Below are 15,756 nucleotides of genomic sequence, written 5' to 3' on the forward strand. Positions count from 1 at the left end.
CAGGTCTCGCGCCGGGAGGGGTCACGCCGGGAGGGGTCAGGTCTCGTGAGACCTGACCCCGGCCTGCCTAGAGGGGGTCATGCCTAGAGGGGGTCAGGTCTTGTGAGACCTGACCCCAGCCTGCCTAGCCTGCCTGACCCCAGCCTGCCCCGTCCCGCAGCGCCGCCGCCAGCAGCGGCACCACCGACACCGCGTTGCTCTCGTGCGCGATGCAGTCGCTGCTCCAGACGTGACGCACGCCGGCGGTGCGGAGTTCGGCCAGCGCGTCGCCGACGAACAGCGCGTGCGTGACGGCGACGTCGACGCTGGCCGCGCCACGTTCCAGCAGCCCGCGTGTCGCGGCCTGCAGCGTGCGCCCGGTGCTGGCGACGTCGTCGAGCAGCACGACGGCGCGCCCCGCGACGTCGGCCGCCGGCAGCGCGACGGCGACGTCGCGGTCGCCGTGGCGCTGCTTCAGGCAGACCGCGTGCTCCAGCCCGGCGGCCTCGGCGGCCACCGTCACCCACTGCTCGGACTCGGCGTCCGGGCCGACGAGCAGCGCACCCGGCACACGTTCTGCGGCCAGCCGGCCGAGCAGCGGCGCGGCACCGAGCGCGACGCCGCGCCGCCCGGGCACGACCTCGGCCATCGAGGCGACACGGTGCAGATGCGGGTCGACGGTGATCACGGCGTCGAACCAGGCCGCCAGCGCCCGCCCCAGGTGGCGCTGGCTGACGACCTCGCCCGGCGTGAAGGCGATGTCCTGGCGCATGTAACCGAGGTACGGCGCGACCAGCGTCAGCTCGGCAGCACCGAGTTCACGCGCGCCGCCGGCGACCAGCATCAGCTCGGCCAGGCGCTCGTTGGGCCGCTGCAGACCACGCAGCAGCGCGACCCGCGGCGGCAGCGCCGCAGGCAGCCGCAGCCGCGACTCGCCGTCGGGGAAGACGTGGCGCTCGACCACCGCCAGCGGCCAGCCCAGCGCCGCGGCCAGCGGCCGGGCCAGCGTCAGTTCGTCGTCGAAAGCGAGCAGCAGACTCATCGGGCAGCTCCGGCGAGGGCGTAGGCGCAGTCGTGCAGCGCCTCGCGGCGCGCGAACTCCAGGTCGGCGGCGACGCAGGCGTGGATGCGGTACAGCGGCTCGCCGCGGCGCACCGCGGCGCCGATCTTGACGAACAGGTCCAGCCCGGCGCCGGCCATCTGCGGCGCGCCCGACAGCCCGGCGATGCGCGCCAGGCGCAGGTTGTCGATGCCGGCGACGACACCGTCGGCAGGCGCCGGCACGTCGAAGACCAGCGGCCCCGGCGGCGGCGGCTCGGCGCGCCGGCCCTGGGCCTCGATGATCGCCTCCAGCCGCGCCAGCGCGCGGCCCGAGTCGAGGATCTGCGTGGCGATGCGCTCGCCGTCACCGCCACGCACCGCGGGGTCGAACTCGATCATGCGGCCGGCCAGGCGGATCGCCTTGGCGCGCAGGTCCTGCGGCGCCTGCGGGTCGTGGCGCAGCACCTGCATCACGTCGCGCGCCTCCAGCACCGGGCCGATGCCGCGGCCGATCGGCTGGCGGCCGTCGGTCAGCATGACCTCCAGCGTCAGCCCCAGGCGTTCGGCGACGAACTCGAAGACCCGCTTCAGGCGCTGCGCCGCGGCCTCGCCATGCACCTTGGCCGTCGGCCCGACCGGGATGTCCAGCACCAGGTGCGTCGAGCCGGCGGCGATCTTCTTGGACAGGATGGAGGCGATCATCTGCCCCGGCGAGTCGATCGCCAGCGGGCGTTCGACGGCGATCAGCACGTCGTCGGCCGGCGACAGCGCCGCCGTGCCGCCCCAGGCCAGGCAGCCGTTGACGGCGTGCACGATCTGCTTGAGCCGTTCGGGCGCGAGTTCGACCTCGGCCAGCACCTCCATCGTGTCGGCGGTGCCGGCCGGCGAGGTGATCGCGCGCGACGAGGTCTTGGGGCACAGCAGGCCGTGCTCGGCGACGATCGGCACGACCAGCATCGAGGTGCGGTTGCCCGGCACGCCGCCTATGCAGTGTTTGTCGACGATCGGCCGGCCGCCGCCGCTGCCGTTCCAGTCCAGGCGCCGGCCGGCGGCGATCATCGCCTCGGTCAGGTGCAGCACCTCCTCGCGGTCGAGTTCGTACTGCTGCGTCGCGACGACGAAGGCGGCCAGTTCGACCTTGGTGTAGCGCTCGGCGGCGATGTCGGCGACGACGGCGTGCAGCTCCTCGCGGCCCAGGCGCTCGCCGGCGATCTTGCGCCGCAGCGCGGCATGCGACGGCGGCGGCGCGGCGTGTTCGATCGAGACGGCGTCGCCGTCGGCGGCGCCCAGGCGCGCGAAAGCCTGTTCGCTCAGGCCCAGCTGCAGCGGCTCGAGCAGGCGCAGGTCGTCGACGACGTTGAGCACCGCGGCGATGCTCCGGCCGCCGGCGGCGATCGTCACCTTGGACAGCGCCTGGAAACCGGCGGCGCGCACCACCGGGCAGTCGCGGTGCAGGAAGGCGACGTTTTCGCGCCAGGTGTCGATGCCGAGGCGGCGCACGGCGAGGGTCGGACGGTTCATCGCGGGCACGCTCGCTCGCGCGAGGCGTTCAGTCGGGCAAGACGCTGGCGATCTGTTCACGCACCCGCGCCGCCAGCGCGCGACGGTCGGCGTGGGCACTGGCTTCGGCCGGCAGCACCGTCAGGTGCAGCACGACGCCGCGCGCCCGGGCGAGTTTCCAGACGTTGGCGGCCAGCGTCTCGGCGCCGACCCAGCGGGCCGACGGGCTGACGGCGTGGCCGGGCTCGGCATAACGCAGCGCCACCGCCTGCACCGGCGTGGCGGTGGCGATCGCCGCCTGCAGCAGGTTGGCATGGAAGGGCAGCAGCGTGTGGCCGTCGCCGGTCGTGCCTTCGGGGAAGACGGCGACGGTGTCGCCGGCCTGCAGCGCCTCGGCCATGCGGTGCACGACACGCAGCGCATCGCGTTTGCTCTCGCGCTCCAGGTACAGCGTGCCGGCGGCGTCGACCAGGCGGTTGGCCACCGGCCAGTGGCGCACGTCGGCCTTGGAGACGAAACGCGCCTCGGGGCAGACGGCGTGGATGGCCATGATGTCCAGCCACGACAGGTGGTTGGCGACGATCAGCTTGGCGCCGGGGCGGAATTCGCCCTGCACCCGCAGCTCGACACCCAGGCAGCGCAGCATCGTCGCGGCCCACCAGCGGGTGCGCCGGTGACGGCCCGCGGCGTCCAGCCGAGGGAAGACCCACAGCGCCATCGCCACGCCGCGCAGGCCGTGCAGCAGCACGCCGGCGACGCGCCAGGGGGCGAGCAGCACCGCGGTCAAGCGGCCTCGTAGGCGACCGTGCCGGCGACCAGCGTCGCACGCACCCGGCCCGGCAGCGCCATGCCGGTCGACGCGAACGCGAACGGCGTGTGTTTGCCCTGGCTGGCCAGCGCCGCCGGCGCGACCTGCCATTCGGCTTCGGGATCGAAGACGCAGACGTCGGCGACACCGCCTTCGACCAGCCGGCCGGCACTCGACGCCAGCGAGCCGACGGCCTCGCCGAGCACCCGCACCGGCGCCTGCGTCACCGGCGCCAGCGCCTGCGACAGCGTCAGGCCGTGGTCGCGGCCCCAGCGCAGCGCCAGGCTCAGCAGCAGCTCCAGCCCGGTGGCGCCGGGCTCGGCCTCGCCGAACGGCAGGTTCTTCATGTCCTCGGCGACCGGGTTGTGGTCCGAGACCAGCGCGTCGATCGTGCCGTCGGCCAGCGCGGCGCGCAGCGCGTCGCGGTCGGCGCCCTGGCGCAGCGGCGGCGTCAGGCGCATGTCGGCGTTGAAGAAGCCGATGTCGACGTCGGTCAGGTGCAGCGAGTTGATGCTGACGTCGGCCGTGACCGGCAGGCCCTCGGCCTTGGCGGCACGCACGAGCCTGACGCCGGCGGCGCTGGACAGCCGGCACAGGTGCACGCGGCAGCCGGTGACCCGCACCAGCTCGAGGATGGTCTGCAGCGCCACCGTCTCGGCGGCCACCGGCACGCCCGACAGCCCCATGCGCGTGGCCACCGCGCCCGAGGCGGCGACGCCCTTGCCCAGCCAGCCGTCCTGCGGCCGCAGCCAGACGGCGTAGCCGAAAGTCGCGGCGTACTGCATGGCGCGCAGCAGCACCTGGGTGTCCTGGATCGCGACGTCGACCTGCGAGAAGCCGACGCAGCCGGCTTCGGTCAGCTCGGCCATCTCGACCAGCGTCGTGCCTTCGAGCCGGCGCGTCAGCGCGCCCAGCGGGAACAGCCGGCAGCGGCTGAGCTTGCGGGCACGGAACTTCAGCATCTCGACCAGGCCGGGCTCGTCGAGCACCGGGTCGGTGTCGGGCAGACAGACGAGGCTGGTGACGCCGCCGGCGGCGGCCGCCGCCAGCTCGCTCTCGAGCATGCCTTCGTGTTCCTGGCCGGGTTCGCGCAGGCGCGCGGCGAGGTCGACGAGGCCGGGCGCGACGACGAGGCCCGAGGCGTCGATCGTGCGGTCGGCCTGGAAGTCGCCGACGGCGCCGAGGCCGACGATGCGGCCGGAGGCGATCGCGACGTCGGCCGTCTCGTCGCGGCCGGTGGCCGGGTCGACGACGCGGCCGTTGCGGATGAGGATCTTCATGGGGTTCAGGCCTGGTTGCCGGCGATCGTCGACATCACCGCCATGCGCACCGCGATGCCGAAGGTCACCTGCGGCAGGATGACGCTGTGCGTGCCGTCGGCGACCGAGGACTCGATCTCGACGCCGCGGTTGATCGGCCCCGGGTGCATGACGATGCAGTCGGGCTTGGCCAGCGCCAGCTTCTCCGGCGTCAGGCCGTAGTTCTTGAAGTACTCGCCGGCCGACGGCAGCAGCGCGCCGCTCATGCGCTCGTTCTGCAGGCGCAGCATGATGATCACGTCGGCGTCGCGGATGCCTTCGGCCATGTCGTGGCAGACGCGCACGCCCATGCCGGCGAGGTCGCCCGGCACCAGGGTCTTGGGGCCGACGGCGCGGATCTCGGGCACGCCGAGCACGTTCAGCGCGTGGATGTCCGAACGCGCCACGCGCGAGTGCACGATGTCGCCGACGATGGCCACCGTCAGCTGCGTGAAATCGCGCTTGTAGTGGCGGATCGTGTACATGTCGAGCAGCGCCTGCGTCGGGTGCGCGTGGCGGCCGTCACCGGCGTTGACCACGTGCACGTGCGGCGCGCAGTGCTGGGCGATCAGGTAGGGCGCGCCGCTTTCGCTGTGGCGCACGACGAACATGTCGGCGTGCATCGCCGACAGGTTGGCGATCGTGTCCAGCAGGCTCTCGCCCTTGGCGGTGCTGCTCTTGTTGATGTCGAGATTGATGACGTCGGCCGACAGCCGCGTCGCGGCGATCTCGAAGGTCGTGCGGGTGCGCGTGCTGTTCTCGAAGAACAGGTTGAACACGCTCTTGCCGCGCAGCAGCGGCACCTTCTTGACCTCGCGGTCGTTGACCGACAGGAAGGTGCCGGCGGTGTCCAGGATCTGCGTCAGCACCGCACGCGGCAGGCCTTCGATGGACAGCAGGTGGATCAGCTCGCCGTGGCGGTTGAGCTGGGGGTTGCGGCGCGACAGCATCAGCGGGCCTCCCGCCGCAGGGCGCGGTCCTGAGGTCTCATGCGGCCTCCTCGATGGCGAAAGTGAAGCGGCCGTCCTCGGCACGCGCCAGCGACAGGCGCTGCGTGGACGGCAGGGTGATGCGCGCCGCGGCCAGCGCCGCGGCGATCGGCAGCTCGCGGCCGCCGCGGTCGACCAGGACCACCAGCGTCACGCTGGCCGGGCGGCCGAAGTCGTAGAGCTCGTTGATCGCGGCGCGGATCGTGCGGCCGGTGTAGAGCACGTCGTCGACGAGCACGACATGGCGGCCGTCGACGGCGAACGGCAGCTGCGTCGTGGCGGTGCCGGCGGCCAGCCCGCGCGAGCCGAAGTCGTCGCGGTGCAGCATGCTGGAGATGACGCCGTGCGCGCCGGGCAGGCCCAGGTCGCGCTGCAGGCGTTCGGCCAGCCAGGCGCCGCCGGACCAGATGCCGACGAGCACCGCGTCGGGCGGGAGGACGGCGCGCAGGCCCTGGCGCAGTTCGGCGTAGAGCGCCTCGGCATCGAGCTGCAGGACGGTCATGGGGCGAGGGTTCTCAGGTGTTGGTCGAGGATCAGTGCGGCGGCCGCGGCGTCGGCGTCGCGGGCCCCGGCGGCCAGCGCGTCGACGGTCGTGTAGCGCTCGTCGACCTCGTGCACCGGCAGCCGGAAACGGCCGTGCAGCTGGCGGGCGAAGCGCCGCGCGCGGCGCGTATTGTCGTGCTCCGCGCCGTCCGGATGGAACGGCACGCCGACGACCAGCGCGTCGGGCTGCCACTCGTCAATCAGCCGGGCAATGGCCTCGAAACGTGCGTCGCCTTCGGCGGCGACGGTCTTCAGCGGCCGGGCTTCGGCCAGCAAGGTGTTGCCGACGGCGACGCCGACGCGGCGCACGCCGAAGTCGAAGGCGAGAAAACTGCGCGCGGGGGCAGGCGGAGCGGCCGGGCTCATTCGGGAACGACGTGGCAGGTCACGCGTCAGGCGTGCCCGGCCTCCTGCGACAGCATGCGCGGGTCGACACCCAGCAGCGACAGCGCCTGGCCGTAGCGCTGCTCGACGGGGGTCTCGAAGATGATGCGCGGGTCGGCGTCGACGTTGAGCCAGCCGTTGCGGCGGATCTCGTCCTCGAGCTGGCCGGCCTCCCAGCCGCTGTAGCCCAGCGTCACCAGCACGCGGCGCGGGCCGCCGCCCTGCGACATCGCCTCGAGCACGTCCTTGCTGGTCGTCATCTCCAGGCCGCCGGGCACCGACATCGTCGAGCTGTAGGCGCTGCCGTCGCCGGCCTTCTCGTGCAGCACGAAGCCGCGTTCGGTCTGCACCGGGCCGCCGAAGAACACCGGCTGCTCGGCGAACTCGTCGCGGTCCAGCGGCAGATCGACACGCTCGAACAGGTTGCGCAGCTTGATGTCGATCGGCCGGTTGATCACCAGCCCGAGCGCACCACGCTCGTTGTGCTCGCACAGATAGACCACCGAGCCGGCAAAGGTCTCGTCGGCCATGCCGGGCATGGCGATGAGGAACTGGTTCGACAGGTCGATGGCGGCCATGCGCCTATCTTATTCCGCGGCACACTGGCGGATGTGAAGAACGGCATCGACAACGCCCTGGTCTGGCTGCGCCGCGACCTGCGCACCGAGGACAACGCGGCCCTCTACCACGCGCTGCGCGCGGCGCGGCGGGTCTGGTGCGTGTTCGTCTTCGACCCCGAGATCCTCGAGCCGCTGCCGCGCGCCGACCGGCGCGTGGAGTTCATCCGCGACAGCGTCGTCGGCGTCGACGCCGAGCTGCGCGCGCTGGCCGCCTCGCACGGCATCGACGGCGCCGGGCTGATCGTGCGCCACGGCCGGCCGCTGCAGGAGATCCCGCGGCTGGCGGCGGCGCTGGGCGCGCAGGCGGTCTACGCCAGCCACGACGACGAGCCCGAGGCACTGGCACGCGACGCCCGCGTGCGCGGCGCGCTGGCCGACGCCGGCATCGCCTTCCACGGCTCGAAGGACCACGTGATCTTCGAGCGCGACGAGGTGCTGACCCAGGGCGGCGGCCCGTTCTCGGTGTTCACGCCGTACCGCAACGCCTGGCTGAAGAAGCTCGACGACTTCTACCTCTCGTCCTACCCGGTCGAGCGCCACGCCGGCGCGCTGGCGCCCAAACCCGCCGGCGAGACGCTGCCGACGCTGGCCGACATCGGCTTCGAGAGCACCAACCTGCACGCGCTGAAGCTGCCCAGCGGCCCGGCCGGCGGCCGCGAGCTGCTGGCCGACTTTCTCGAGCGCGTCGACCACTACGCCGACTGGCGCGACTTCCCGGCCGTCAAGGGCCCGAGCTACCTGGGGCCGCACCTGCGTTTCGGCACGGTGTCGATCCGCCGCCTGGCGCGCGAGGCCCACCAGCGTTTGACGGCCGGCTCGCGCGGCGCCGAGGTCTGGCTGTCGGAGCTGGTCTGGCGCGACTTCTACCACCAGCTGCTGCACCACCACCCGCGGGTGGTCGGCGGCTGCTTCAAGCCCGAGTACGACCGGCTGCACTGGGAGCACGGCAAACACGCCGACGAGCTCTTCGCCGCCTGGTGCGAGGGCCGCACCGGGTATCCGATCGTCGACGCGGCGATGCACCAGCTCACGCGCACCGGCTACATGCACAACCGGCTGCGCATGATCAGCGCCAGCTTCCTGACCAAGGACCTCGGCATCGACTGGCGCCGCGGCGAGGCGTGGTTCGCACGCCACCTGAACGACTTCGACCTGGCATCGAACAACGGCGGCTGGCAGTGGGCGGCCTCGACCGGCTGCGACGCCCAGCCCTACTTCCGGATCTTCAACCCGGTCAGCCAGAGCGAACGTTTCGACCCCGAGGGGCGTTTCATCCGCCGCTACCTGCCGCAACTGGCCAAGCTGCCCGACACCCTGCTGCACGCGCCCTGGCGCGCCCGCCCGGCCGACCTGGCCGCCGCCGGCGTCGTGCTGGGCCGCGACTATCCCGCGCCCGTCGTCGCCCACGAGGAGGCGCGCGAACGCACGCTGGCGCGTTTCGCGGCCGTCAAGCCGGCGGCCGCACGTGCCGCCGGCCGGGCCCGGCCGGCGGCGGGCCGCGACTCCTGAGCTGGCTCAAGATCCGGCGCGACGGCGGCGATTCGCGCGATTTCTCGCTTCATTCCATCCCCTCACGTGCCGATAAGACGACGGGGCCGGCCCGACATCCGGGGCCGGCATTGGACGTCAGGAGCGTGCGCGATGCACGTCGCACAAAAGAAGATCTGGGTACAGCTGATCAGCACCATCGCGATCGCGCTCACGGTGGTCTGGGCGGTGGGCATCGTCTGGCAGGGCCGGGTCAACCGCGAGGCCGCGATCGAGCAGGCGACCGCCTTCTCCAGCAGCATGCACGACGCCACGATGGCCGGCCTGACCGGCATGATGGTCACCGGCACCGTGGCGCAGCGCGCCGTGCTGCTGGACCAGGTGCGCCAGCTCGACAACATCCGTGACCTGCGCGTGCTGCGCGGCGAGGCCGTCAACAAGATCTTCGGCAACGGCACCGGCGCCGACGCCAGCGACCCCGACGCCGCCGAGCGCGCCGTGCTCGCCACCGGCAAGACCGAGATCCACGTCGCCAGCGACGACAAGGGCGAGTACCTGCGCGTCGTGCGCCCGGCGATCGCGTCCAAGAACTACCTCGGCAAGGACTGCACGACCTGCCACCAGGTGCCCGAGGGCACGGTGCTGGGCGCGGTCAGCATGAAGGTCTCGCTGGACCAGACCAACGCGCTGATGGCGCGCCAGCGCTGGCAGACCATCCTGATGGCCATCGTCACCTGCATCCCGGTGCTGATCGTCATCTACCCGTTCATCCGCCGCGTCGTCACGCGGCCGCTGGAACAGGGCGTCGACCTGGCGCACGGCATCGCCTCGGGCGACCTGACGCGCGACGTCGTCGTCGACAGCCGCAACGAGATCGGCCACCTGCAGCGTGCGCTGCACGAGATGCGCGGCAGCCTGGCGTCGATCGTCGGCCGCGTGCGCCGCGGCACCGACACCATCGCCCAGGCCTCGGCGCGCATCGCCGGCGGCAACAAGGAGCTGGAGTCGCGCACCGAGCACCAGGCCCAGGCGCTGCACGAGACCGCGGTGTCGATGTCGCGCCTGACCGACGCCACGCGCCAGAACGCCGAACACGCCAGTCAGGCCAACGCGCTGGCGATCTCGGCTTCCGACGTCGCCAAGGCCGGCGGCGCGGTCGTGGACCAGGTGGTGACGACGATGGACTCGATCAACGCCGCGTCCAAGCGCATCGCCGAGATCAACCGCGTCATCAACGACATCGCCTTCCAGACCAACCTGCTGGCGCTGAACGCCGCGGTCGAGGCCTCGCGCGCCGGGGAGCACGGCCGCGGCTTCGCCGTCGTCGCCAGCGAGGTGCGGGCGCTGGCCCAGCGCTCGTCGCAGGCGGCGCAGGAGATCAAGACGCTGGTCGACTCCACGGTCGAGCAGGTCGTCGGCGGCTCGCGCATGGCGCACCGCGCCGGCCAGACCATGACCGAGGTCGTCGACAGCGTGAAGCGGGTCACCGACATCATGTCGGAGATCGACGCCGCCAGCCGCGAGCAGATGGCCGGCATCGAGGAAGTCAACCGCACGCTGTCCAGCCTGGAAGGCGTGACCGGCGACAACGCCCGCCTGGTGCAGGAGGCGGCGCATGCCACCGCCGCGCTGGCCGAGCAGGCAACCGCGCTGGACGAGGCGGTGAAGCTGTTCCGCCTGCCGGCGCGCACCGACGCCTGACGGCGGGCCGCGGCCGGCGGCCGCGGCTCAGAACAGGACGACGTCGTCGCCGCCCTGACGGTGTTCGACGAGGTCGCCGCGGGCCACCAGCTCGGTGTGGCTGGCGACGCGGTTGCGGCCGGTCTGCTTGACGAAGTAGACCGCCTGGTCGGCACGCTCGAAGGCCGAGCTCGGCGTGTCGCCCGGCCGCACCGCGGTGAAGCCGATGCTGACCGTGATGCGGCCCACACGCGGGAAGGCGTGCTCCTCGATCGTCGTGCGCAGGCGCTCGAAGGCACGGCCGGCGGCCTCGCCGTCGTCGCAGCGCATCAGCACGACGAACTCCTCGCCGCCGAAGCGGTAGAGCTGGTCGCCCTGGCGGAACACGCCGCGCATCAGCCGCGACAGCAGCAGCAGCACCTCGTCGCCGATCAGGTGGCCGTGGCAGTCGTTGACGTGCTTGAAGTGGTCGATGTCGACGACGCCCAGCCAGGCGGCGCCACCGCCGCGGCGCTGCCCCAGCGCGTCGCGTGATGGCGGCGGCAGCGGCACGGTGCAGCGCATGAAGCTCTCGTCGAAGGTCTTGCGGTTGAGCAGACCGGTCAGCGTGTCGCGTTCGCTGTAGTCCAGCAGCGACTGGAAGTTGCGGTAGACGCGCAGCACGCTGCCGATCAGGCGCAGCTGCTCGGCGCCCAGCGGCGCATGGCTGCGCAGCTCGAGCACGGCGTCGCAGTCGCGCTCCAGGTCCAGCGGCAGCAGCGTCAGCGCCGGCTGGCCGTCGAGCATCAGGCCTTCGCGCTGGCGCAGACAGGTCTGGCGCACCGGGTGCTCGGCCAGCGGCGGCAGCGCCGACAGGTCGGCCCACAGCGGGTCGGCACTGGGCACCAGCTCGCCGGCGGCCAGCCGTGCGCGCGTGAACCAGCGGCGGTCCTCGCCTTCGCCGACGATGCGGTAGATGGCGATGTCCAGCGGGCGCAGCAGGTCATGCAGCGCGCTGACCAGCGTCGCGTCGAGCGCGTCGCGGTCCCGGAACCCGGTCAGTTCCGCAAGATGATCGGCAACCCGGGACACCGTTCAGCTCGGCCTGGCCGCTCCCGCGTAACGTGCGACGAGGGCCAGCAGCTCCTCTTCCGCATAAGGTTTGCCGAGGTAGTGGTCGGCCCCCAGGTCCGCGGCGTGGTCGCGATGCTTCTGCGCGATGCGCGAGGTGATCATGACCACCGGCAGCCCGGCCAGCGCGGCGTCGGCGCGCACCGCGCGCAGCAGGTCGAAACCGTCCATGCGCGGCATCTCGATGTCCGACAGCATCACCGCCGGCCGCTCCTGGGCCAGCCGCTCCAGCGCCTCGACGCCGTCCTTGGCGGTCTCGACGCGCCAGCCCTCGCGGTGCAGCAGGCGCTGGGTGACGCGGCGCACGGTCAGCGAGTCGTCGACGACCAGCACCAGCGGCGGCAGCGGCTCGGCAGCCACCGGCTCGGCGACGTCCGGCAGCCGCTCGACGCCGCGGCCTTCGAGCCGCGCCCGCGCCGCCGGGCCGTACAGCGTGGCCAGCGCCACCGGGTTGTAAATCAGCGCCACCGCGCCGCTGGGCAGCAGCGTCACGCCGGCCAGGCCGGGCACACGCGCCAGCTGCGGGCCGACGTTCTTGACGACCACGTCCTGGTTGCCGACGACCTCGTCGACGTGCAGCGCGACACGCTGCTCGGCCGAGCGCACGACGACGACGGCCTGGCTGCGTGTGCCGGCGGCGCCGCGTTCGGGGCCGTCGAGCAGCGCGGCCAGCCAGTGGAACGGCAGCGCCTGGTCACCGTCGGTGTAGACGCCGCTGGCGTAGGCCGCCTCGACCTCCGCCGGCGAGGCACGCCGCACGGCCTCGATCAGTGTCGACGGCACGGCCACCGACAGCTCGCCGCAGCGCAGCATGACGACCTGCGTCACCGCGGTGGTCAGCGGCAGCAGCAGGCGGAAGCGGGTGCCACGCTCCGGCGCGTGGTGCACCTGCACGCGGCCGCCCATCGCGGCGACCTCGGCGCGCACGACGTCCAGGCCGACGCCGCGGCCGGCCAGCTCGGTGACGTCGGCGGCGGTGCTGAAACCCGGCGTGAAGATCAGCTGCGCCAGCGCCTCGTCGTCGACGGTGGTGTCGGCGGCGAGCAGGCCGCGCTCGACGGCGCGCGCGCGGATGCGCGCCAGGTCCAGGCCGGCGCCGTCGTCGCGCAGCTCGACGCCGACCTCGTTGCCTTCCTGCGTGATGACCAGCGTGATCGTGCCGGTCGTGTCCTTGCCGGCGGCGGCGCGCACCGCGGCCGGCTCGATGCCGTGCACGACGGCGTTGCGCAGCAGGTGCTCGAACGGGCCGATCATGCGGTCGAGCACGCCGCGGTCGACCTCGATGGCGCCGCCCAGGATGTCCAGGCGCACGCTCTTGCCGGTCTCCTTGGCGGCCTGGCGCACGGTGCGGTAGAGGCGGTCGCTGGCGCTGTCGAACTCGACCATGCGCGTGCGCAGCAGGTCACCCTGCAGCTCGCGCGTCAGGCGGGCCTGCGCGGCGAGGTCGTCTTCGGCCGACTGCAGCGTGCGCTGCAGGCTGCGCTGCAGCGTCGCGACGTCGTTGACCGACTCGGCCATGAAGCGCGTGAGCTCCTGCAGCCGCGTGAAGCGGTCCATCTCGAGCGGGTCGAAGACCTCGGCGGCAGCCTTGGCGGCCTCCAGCCGCGAGGCCATCTGCGACTCGGCCTGCAGCTCGATGTCGCGCAGCTGGCTGCGCATGCGCTCCAGGCTGCCGGTGAGCTCGCCCAGCGAGCCCTGCAGCTGGCGCACGCTGCCGTCGAGCCGGGCACGCGCGATGCTGACCTCGCCGGCATGGTTGACCATGCGGTCGAGCAGCGCACCGCGCACCCGCACCGCGGCCGTCGAGGCCGGGGCGGCACGCTCCGCCGGCACCACGACGGCGGGCGCCGCCACGGCGAAGCGGCTCCAGTCGATCTCGGCCACCGGCGCGGCCGGCGGCTCGGCGGCCGCGGCCTGGGCCTCGGCCGGCGGCAGGGGCGCCGCCTCGACGGCCTCGGCTACCTCGGCCGGCGGCTCGGCGGCCGGCGGCGCACGCAGGGCCTCGAACTCGGCGACCATCGTGTCGGCGCGTGCGAGCAGCGTCTCGACCTCGCTGGCGTGCACGCCGCCGCGGTCGCCCAGGCGCTCGATCGCGGTCTCCATGCGGTGGGCCCGCTCGCCCAGGCGCATCGCTCCGGCCAGGCGGGCACCGCCCTTGAAGGTGTGCAGCGTGCGCAGGCAGGCCGCCGCGGCGCCGCCGTCGGCCGGGTTGTCGGCCCACTCGCGCAGGCGCGACAGCAGCTGCGGCAGCAGCTCGTCGGCTTCGTCCTCGAAGATCGGGAACAGCTCGGGGTCGAGCGCGTCCTCGGCGTCGAGCTCCTCGTCGCCATAGCCGCTGTCCAGCGGCCCGAGGCCGGAGGTGTCGGCCGCCGGCGGCGGCAGATCGGGCCAGCGCTCGTGGTCGGCCAGGCGCTCGACGATGGCCGGCGCCACCGGCCGCAGGAAACCCGCGGCGAACTGGTGCAGCAGGCGGCGGACCTCCTCGGCGGCCTCGGCAAACAGCGTCGGTTCGCCGTCGCGGCCGCGGCCGCCGGCACGCGAGCGCATCAGCGCATGCTCCAGCGAACGCGACAGCGCCGACAGGTCGGCGTAGCCCACGGTGGCCGAGCTGCCGGCCAGCGAGTGGGCAAGCGCGATCGCGGTCTCCGACACCGGCCGGTGTTCGGCTTCCAGCGCCCATTCGGCGAGTTCGGTGCCCAGCCGGCGCGACAGCTCGTCGGCCTCGTTGAGGTAGATGTTGAACAGCGGCAGCGGCACACGCAGCGGGCCGATGACCTTGACCGGCTCCTCGTCGGGCACCGGCGGCTCGACCTCGGCCGGCTCGACGGCCCCGATCTCCGGCGACGGCGCCTCGTCGGCCGACAGCGGCGCGGCGGCGGAGGCGTCGACGCTCTCCGGCTCCGGCGTGGCCGGCGGCGACACCGGCTCGGCGGCGGGCACGGCGAACACCTCCGGCATCGGCACGCCGTCGGCGTCGGCCTCAGGCGCCGCGTCGGGCTCGGCCCCGGGCTCGGGCTCGGGCTCGGGCTCGGGCTCGGGCTCGACTTCGGCGTCGATCTCGACAGGCTGGAGGCCGGGTTCGGCGGCCTCGGGTTCAACCGGCGACGGCGGCACCGGCTCGGCCGGCGGCGGAGCCTCGGCCGCGGGCGCGGCGGCAAATTCGGCCGGCCAGTCGATCTCGGCGCCTTCGAGCACCTCGGCCGCGGGCAGCGGCCCGGGCACGGTCTCGACGAACACCGGCTGCGGCAGCGGCTCGTCGGCCGGCACCTCGAGGCGCTCGGGCCAGGTGGTCTCGTCGGGCGCCGGTTCGGCGTCGGCGGCAGGCACCGCGGGTTCGGCCGGCAGCGCCGCGGGCTCGGGGCCGATGGCGGCGAGTTCGCCGAGATCGAAGTCGAAGTCGGCGTAAGCGGCCTGCGGCGCGGGTTCGGCTGGCGCCGCAGGTTCTAGCGGCTGCAGGGCCTCGATGGCGTCGAAGCTCTCGGCGAGCTCGGCGGTCTCGACCGGCTCGGGAGCGGCTTCGGCTTCGGCCTCGGGCTCGAGCGCGCCGAGGTCGAGGCGGAAGTCGACCTCGTCGGCGGGCAGCGGCAGCGCCGGGGCGGCGGCCGGGGCGGCCCCGAGGTCCAGGTCGAGATCGGCCGCGCTCGGCAGGTCGGGCACACGCTCGGCCAGCGCCGGGGGCGAGGTGTCGGTGCCGAAGTCGAACTCGAAGTCCGGCAGCAGCGCCGCGTCGGGGACCGGCTCGACGACCGGCTCGGGCAGCGGCTCGACGGCCGGCTCGACGGCCAGCTCGGCCACGGGCTCGAACGCCGGCGCTGCGGCTTCGGCGGCCGGCACGACGGCCGGCGGCACCGCGGCTGCACCGATCGCCAGGCGCTGGCCGTCCAGGCGCAGGCCGTCGGCGGCGCGCACCACGGGTTGCGAGGCGTGGCCCTCGTCGCGGCCGGCGCTCAGCGCGGCGACCCAGGCCGCGAAGTAGTCCAGCGCCTCGGAGGTGAAGGAGCGCAGCGCCGGGTCCAGCCGCGGCGACTGCGCCAGGCGCGAGTTGAACAGCTGCTCGCAGGCCCAGGCGGCTTCACCGAAGTCCTTCAGCCCGACCATGCGCGAGCTGCCCTTGAGCGTGTGGAACGCGCGGCGCACCGCGGTCATCTCGCCCAGGTCCTCGGGTTCGTCGGCCAGGCGCGCGAGCGACTCGCGCGCCGCCGGGATGACCTCGGCGGCTTCCTCGAGGAAGACGCCGCGCATCTCGTCGTCCTCGGCCGTGGCGGCGGCCGCCACGGGCTCCGGCGGCCGCGCCGGCGGCGCCGGAGGCGGCGGCA

Annotated in this window: 11 protein-coding genes and 2 pseudogenes; 2 read left to right on the forward strand and 11 right to left on the reverse strand. The window is 73.5% G+C overall.

Annotated features, from left to right (window positions below; genetic code table 11):
- Window positions 1-124 precede the first annotated feature (124 nt).
- Genes RBXJA2T_RS00150 through RBXJA2T_RS00185 form a run of 8 tightly spaced genes read right to left on the reverse strand, consistent with a single transcriptional unit; the run spans window position 125 to window position 7,120 of the window.
- Complete coding sequence (locus tag RBXJA2T_RS00150; RefSeq protein WP_009855272.1) at window positions 125-1,021, reverse strand: ribose-phosphate diphosphokinase; 897 nt, start codon at window positions 1,019-1,021, stop codon at window positions 125-127.
- A complete protein-coding gene (locus RBXJA2T_RS00155) occupies window positions 1,018-2,541 on the reverse strand; it encodes a thymidine phosphorylase family protein (RefSeq protein WP_009855273.1) in 1,524 nt (507 codons plus the stop codon). The genes RBXJA2T_RS00150 and RBXJA2T_RS00155 overlap by 4 nt, the downstream gene beginning before the upstream one ends.
- Window positions 2,542-2,569: 28 nt before the next feature.
- Window positions 2,570-3,298, reverse strand: a complete 729-nt coding sequence (locus tag RBXJA2T_RS00160; RefSeq protein WP_230762716.1) for a lysophospholipid acyltransferase family protein — start codon at window positions 3,296-3,298, stop codon at window positions 2,570-2,572.
- A gap of 5 nt (window positions 3,299-3,303) precedes the next feature.
- Window positions 3,304-4,608 (reverse strand): dihydroorotase, encoded by a 1,305-nt coding sequence (locus RBXJA2T_RS00165; protein ID WP_009855275.1) that lies wholly within the window; start codon window positions 4,606-4,608, stop codon window positions 3,304-3,306.
- A 5-nt stretch (window positions 4,609-4,613) separates the two neighbouring features.
- Window positions 4,614-5,576: an aspartate carbamoyltransferase catalytic subunit gene (locus RBXJA2T_RS00170; protein WP_009855276.1), complete on the reverse strand. Its 963-nt coding sequence runs from the start codon at window positions 5,574-5,576 to the stop codon at window positions 4,614-4,616.
- 37 nt (window positions 5,577-5,613) lie between these two features.
- Window positions 5,614-6,117 carry a bifunctional pyr operon transcriptional regulator/uracil phosphoribosyltransferase PyrR gene (gene pyrR / locus RBXJA2T_RS00175; RefSeq protein ID WP_009855277.1) on the reverse strand — a complete coding sequence of 168 codons (504 nt, stop codon included), beginning with the start codon at window positions 6,115-6,117 and terminating at the stop codon, window positions 5,614-5,616.
- Entirely contained in the window at window positions 6,114-6,524 is a 411-nt protein-coding gene (gene ruvX, locus RBXJA2T_RS00180; protein ID WP_009855278.1) for a Holliday junction resolvase RuvX, read from the reverse strand. The genes pyrR and ruvX overlap by 4 nt, the downstream gene beginning before the upstream one ends.
- Before the next feature lie 26 nt (window positions 6,525-6,550).
- Window positions 6,551-7,120 (reverse strand): YqgE/AlgH family protein, encoded by a 570-nt coding sequence (locus RBXJA2T_RS00185; protein ID WP_009855279.1) that lies wholly within the window; start codon window positions 7,118-7,120, stop codon window positions 6,551-6,553.
- Between the two features lie 33 nt (window positions 7,121-7,153).
- Between RBXJA2T_RS00185 and RBXJA2T_RS00190 the strand changes: the two genes are divergently transcribed.
- Together RBXJA2T_RS00190 and RBXJA2T_RS00195 are read left to right on the forward strand one after the other, a co-directional pair.
- Complete coding sequence (locus tag RBXJA2T_RS00190) at window positions 7,154-8,671, forward strand: cryptochrome/photolyase family protein (RefSeq protein ID WP_009855280.1); 1,518 nt, start codon at window positions 7,154-7,156, stop codon at window positions 8,669-8,671.
- A gap of 132 nt (window positions 8,672-8,803) precedes the next feature.
- Window positions 8,804-10,351, forward strand: a complete 1,548-nt coding sequence (locus RBXJA2T_RS00195) for a methyl-accepting chemotaxis protein (protein WP_009855281.1) — start codon at window positions 8,804-8,806, stop codon at window positions 10,349-10,351.
- A 27-nt stretch (window positions 10,352-10,378) separates the two neighbouring features.
- Here RBXJA2T_RS00195 and RBXJA2T_RS00200 read toward each other — a convergent pair whose 3' ends face one another.
- From RBXJA2T_RS00200 to RBXJA2T_RS21060, 3 genes and pseudogenes are all read right to left on the reverse strand, one after another.
- Window positions 10,379-11,401, reverse strand: a complete 1,023-nt coding sequence (locus RBXJA2T_RS00200; protein WP_009855282.1) for a GGDEF domain-containing protein — start codon at window positions 11,399-11,401, stop codon at window positions 10,379-10,381.
- 3 nt (window positions 11,402-11,404) lie between these two features.
- Window positions 11,405-14,221: pseudogene (locus tag RBXJA2T_RS00205) on the reverse strand (hybrid sensor histidine kinase/response regulator); the annotation flags it as partial.
- A 1,230-nt stretch (window positions 14,222-15,451) separates the two neighbouring features.
- Window positions 15,452-15,682 (reverse strand): annotated as a pseudogene (locus RBXJA2T_RS21060) (Hpt domain-containing protein); the annotation flags it as partial.
- Between the last annotated feature and the right edge of the window lie 74 nt (window positions 15,683-15,756).

The sequence above is a fragment of the Rubrivivax benzoatilyticus JA2 = ATCC BAA-35 genome, assembly GCF_000190375.1.
GTDB classification, from domain to species: Bacteria; Pseudomonadota; Gammaproteobacteria; order Burkholderiales; family Burkholderiaceae_C; genus Rubrivivax; species Rubrivivax benzoatilyticus.